At 63.5% G+C, this 3,929-nt stretch carries 3 protein-coding genes and 1 pseudogene; 2 read left to right on the forward strand and 2 right to left on the reverse strand.

Annotated elements, in window-relative coordinates:
- Positions 1 to 945, forward strand: a 945-nt coding sequence (locus EOA60_RS22555; RefSeq protein WP_164899467.1) for a HoxN/HupN/NixA family nickel/cobalt transporter, incomplete at its 5' end; no start/stop codon positions are given.
- A gap of 538 nt (positions 946 to 1,483) precedes the next feature.
- Here the strand turns inward: EOA60_RS22555 and EOA60_RS22560 are convergent.
- A complete protein-coding gene (locus tag EOA60_RS22560) occupies positions 1,484 to 2,953 on the reverse strand; it encodes an HWE histidine kinase domain-containing protein (protein WP_164893851.1) in 1,470 nt (489 codons plus the stop codon).
- 316 nt (positions 2,954 to 3,269) lie between these two features.
- On the opposite strand from EOA60_RS22560, the gene EOA60_RS22565 reads away from it, so the two are divergent.
- Complete coding sequence (locus EOA60_RS22565; protein ID WP_245322344.1) at positions 3,270 to 3,773, forward strand: group 1 truncated hemoglobin; 504 nt, start codon at positions 3,270 to 3,272, stop codon at positions 3,771 to 3,773.
- Between the two features lie 40 nt (positions 3,774 to 3,813).
- Here EOA60_RS22565 and EOA60_RS39145 read toward each other — a convergent pair.
- Positions 3,814 to 3,929: pseudogene (locus EOA60_RS39145) on the reverse strand (MoaD/ThiS family protein); the annotation flags it as partial.

Genomic DNA, 3,929 nt, shown 5'->3' on the forward strand with positions numbered 1-3,929 from the left:
TTCCACGACAAGCCAACATTGCTTGGCGTCGCTCTCGTCATTTATGGCCTCGGCTTGCGCCATGCCGTCGATGCCGACCACATAGCGGCCATCGACAATGTCACGCGCAAGCTGATGCAGAACGGCAAACGGCCGGTCTCCGTCGGCTTCTTTTTCGCACTCGGCCATTCGACGATCGTCGTCATCGTCGCTGCGGCTATCGCGGCGGCAACGTCCCTGCTCGGCCGTTTCCAGAGCCTTCAGGAGATTGGCGGCACGATCAGTACCGGCGTTTCCGCACTCTTCCTGCTCGCCATCGCGGCGATGAACATCGTCATCTTCTTCTCGATCTACAGAAGTTATCGGCGGGTGCGGGCCGGTGGGGCGTTTGTCGAGGAGGACCTGGACCTGCTGCTCAACAATCGCGGCTTCCTGGCGCGCGTCTTCCGCCCGATGTTCCGGCTGGTGTCGCGCAGCTGGCACATGTTCCCACTTGGTTTCCTCTTCGGCCTTGGTTTCGACACCGCGACCGAAGTCGCCATGTTCGGCGTGTCCGCGGCACAAGCGGTCAAGGGCGTGCCGTTCGAAGCCATTTTGGTCTTCCCGGTGCTTTTCGCGGCCGGTATGTCACTGGTCGACACGACCGATGGTGTGATGATGCTCGGCGCCTATGAGTGGGCCTTCGTCAAGCCGATCCGCAAACTGTACTACAACATGACGATCACCCTGGTGTCGGTCCTTGTCGCAGTACTGATCGGCGGCATCGAGGCGCTCGGCCTGATCGGTGACAAGCTCGGTCTGTCGGGCGGCTTCTGGAACGGCGTCGGCACGCTCAACGACAATTTCAACAATCTGGGCTTCGCCATTATCGGCATCTTCATCGCCGCCTGGGCGATCTCCTACCTCGTCTACAAGGCCAAGGGGCTGGATGATGTGGAGAGCGCATCCGCAGCAAAGAATTCATAAACCGCCGGCTGCGGCTGGCTGCAGCAGGCCAGCCGCATCTCTCTGCCATCAGACCCCGGCGGGCTGCCAGCCTGCCTCCTTGAAGCGCCTCGGCAACAGAAAGCCGATGGCGGCAAAGCGACGATCGCCGGCCGCGTCAGCGGTGCCCGGCTTGACATTTTTGTTCCTAATTTGTTCACTGTTGGCCAGACAGCAACAGGAGATCGCCGGCCCGTGCGCACGCGCTTCAAAGGCATGCTGAGGACCCGTAGCCTAAGCCTTTGGAAGCGTGACGGAATTCCGCGCTGGGATAAGCCGTGGGTTAAGGCCTGGGATAAGCCCCATAATCCATAAGCCAGTATCCAGAGTCCAAATATCCAGAGTCCAGAACAGAAAAGCTGGCGCTTTTCTGTTCTAAAAAAGCGGGGAAGGGGAAAGCAAAAGTGGGAGCAGCGCAAGCCATTCGGCGTACGGCGCTACGGCGAGGGCTCGGCGGCGCCAGCGAGCTTCCGACGTGGCGGCGAGCCGCCCTGTTCCGTCTCCCAGGATGCAACCGGCCTCACGTCAGCCCGGCGATCTGCTCATCGGGGTCGAGCTCCGCCCCGCCGGCGACGACCACGTTGGCGAGCGGCGCCGAGAGCGTCCAGCGAACGAGGCCGGGCAGCCGTTCCATGGAGGCGCTGCCGGAGAGGCTGGTGGGGACGACGCGCTGGAGAACGACGCTGCCGAAGCCTTTGTGCGGCTTGGCATCGGCGGCCGCGGCAGGTTCGGAAAAATGTTCCTCCCAGACCAGCTCGAAATCGCTGCCTTCGGGGGCCGGGGCTACCCGCCAGTCCATCCGCACGGTTCCGGCGTCGCCCGCCAGGGCGCCGTATTTCGTCGCGTTGGTGCCCAGCTCATGCAGCGCCATGCCGATGTTCTGCACCGCGTTCAGCCGCAACGTCACGTCCGGCCCGCAAGGCGAGATTCGCTCTTCGTGTCCGAACGGCCGCAGATGTTCCCGCACAAGGTCGGCCATGCCGGCGCCGCGCCAGTCGTTCAGCACCAAAAGGTCGTGCGAGCGCGACAGCGCCATGATGCGTTCGCGGATCTGGTGTTCGAACGCGCGCGGGTCGGTCGCGCGCTTGCTCGTCTCGCGGATCATGGAAAGGATCACGGCGTATTGGTTTTTGACGCGGTGGTTCACCTCGCGCATCAAGAGTTGGATCTGCTGTTCGCTCGCCCGTTTTTCGGTGATGTCGGCCGCCATGCCGAACCATTCCAAGATGCTGCCGGTGTCATCGACGATCGGGATTGCCCGTGAGGTGGTCCAGCCGGCGGACCCGTCGGCGCGCCGCACCCTGTGCTCGAGCTCGAACACGCCGCGCTCCATGATGGCGCGCTCGATCGCCGCCTGGATGCTCGCCTGGTCTTCCGGGAACAGGTATTCGTCGCGCCAGCGGATCGCCGGCCCCTGGGCGCTCGACAGGAAGCCGCGGCCGTCCAGCTCATGCATTTCCTGCCAGTCCGGGCTCATCCGGTAAACCACGTCGGAGCTGGCATTGACCAGCGCGCGAAACCGCTGCTCGCTTTCGCGCACCTTTGCTGCCGCCAGCACCCGGGCCGTGGTCTCCGAAACGATGCAGAGCACGGCTTCGACCGTGCCGTCCTGCGCCCGCACCGCGGAATAGGAGATGTCGAAATAGACCGTCTCGCCGACCAGGCCGGATCGTTCGATGTAGAAAGGCCGGTCCCTGGCCGAGAAGGTTTCGCCGGTTTCGAGAACTCCTCGCAGCAGCGGCTCGAGGTCGGTCCAGAGCTCGGACCAGTTTTCCTCGGCGGGACGGCCGAGCGCGCGCGGATGCTTGTCGCCGATGGTCGGCGCGTAGGCGTCATTGTAGAGCGCGACAAACTCCGGCCCGCAGAAAAGCACGATCTGGGCTTCGGCGGCGAGCATCAGGTCGACCGTCGTCCTCAGGCTGAGCGTCCATGTCTCGATCGGCCCGAGCGGGCTTTCCGACCAGGGATATTCGCGAATGAATCGCGCCATCTCGCCGTTTCCGCGAGGCCACGATTCACGGAAGAGCCCGTCAGCCATAGGCGCATTAACGCGCGACGCCGTTTATGTATCCGTCTCCGTCACGCAAAATTTTAGCCATCGTGAATAGACCCCAGGCTGCCGGTCCGCCGGAGGAATATTTCGGGCGCAGTTTCGTTAGTTCCTCATACGATCCCGTTTGAGGCAAAGTGCATATGTCCCGCAATCACGCATTGAAGCCGCCAGAGCGGCCGGCTCTGGCCCAACGGAGGTACCAGAGATGAAAACGGCTGTTTCGACCTCTCTTTCGAGACGAAGCGTCGTCGCCGTGCTGGCGGCGGCGGCCGCGTCGACCGCCATATTGCCCGCCGGCGATGCGCTGGCGCAGACCAAGCAGACCGCGCCGGACAAGAGTCTGTACGATCGGCTGGGAGGCGTGTTCGCCATCGCAGCCGTGGTCGATCACTTCAGCGACGCCGTCGTGAAAAACCCCATCGTCGGCAAGAAGTCCAAGAACCCGCAACTGCGCAAATGGCACACCAAGAACCTCGAACGGCTGCCGGGCCTCAAGTTCATGCGTACGCTGTGGGTGTGCGATGTTTCCGGCGGCCCCTTCAAGTTCGTGGCCACCGAGCCGGGCGCGACGCCGCTCGGCCTCGAGGAGGCCCACAAGGACCTGAAGATTTCTCCCGCCGAGTTCGACGAGGTCGCAGCGGAACTCGGGCGGACGCTCGACCGCTTCAAGGTTCCGAAAGCCGAAAAGACCGAGGTCCTGGAAGCCTTTGCCGCGCACAAGGATGAGGTCACTGCCGGCTCTGTCAAAAAGGGGTGAGGCTCAGCGCGAATCCGGCGAAGGCGGTCCGCCGCTCCGCCTATCCACCCGCCAGCCGCGGCAGCAGGAAAATCTCCGCCCCCGGCGGCAGTTCCTTCGACCACGTGTCGCGATAGATCGTCCCGTCGATCGCGACCGCGATGCCGCGATCGAGCA

This window comes from Mesorhizobium sp. M1A.F.Ca.IN.020.06.1.1, assembly GCF_004023265.1.
GTDB lineage: Bacteria > Pseudomonadota > Alphaproteobacteria > Rhizobiales > Rhizobiaceae > Mesorhizobium.

Coding starts and splice junctions, on each gene's coding strand:
- EOA60_RS22560 (WP_164893851.1), bottom strand. CDS start 2,953: ATGGCGCGATTCATTCGCGAATATCCCTGGTCGGAAAGCCCGCTCGGG.